Here is a 384-nt window from a genome sequence, read left to right as displayed (position 1 = left end):
ATTAATGATCATTGTTTATTACATAACTATCTTTATTGGGAATTATAGAAAGAAAGAGTAGATTAATAACTCAAGAAACGGCTCTTTTATGGCACAAAACTTTTACTCCGGTTCTGATATAAAGGAAGAGTTTATTCATCAGAAATTAACTAATAAAAGTTTCGTAAATGGAGGGTGTGTCAATGAAAATCACAGCAAAAGTGATTACTGGAATTCTTTCTGCAATAATATTATCTTTGATTTTATCGTATATGATGTATACACCTTTAGCTGAGCAACAAGAAGGAATAGGATATTGGGCATTCTCGGGATTGTTTATTATATATTTATTATACTCGTTACCTGTATTTTTAATTGGAGGCGTTTTAGTTTCACTGTTAATAG

General features: G+C 29.7%; 1 protein-coding gene. It reads left to right on the top strand.

From position 1 onward, the window contains the following. Positions 1–182: 182 nt before the first annotated feature. Positions 183–384, top strand: a 202-nt coding sequence (locus AOA59_RS31870) for a hypothetical protein (protein ID WP_218212180.1), incomplete at its 3' end; no start/stop codon positions are given.

This window comes from Pseudomonas sp. 2822-15 (genome assembly GCF_002742515.1).
In the GTDB taxonomy this organism is placed as follows: Bacteria; Pseudomonadota; Gammaproteobacteria; order Pseudomonadales; family Pseudomonadaceae; genus Aquipseudomonas; species Aquipseudomonas salomonii.
The sequence above is the reverse complement of the archived record's forward strand: the minus strand, read 5'-3'. Positions and strand labels throughout refer to the sequence as shown.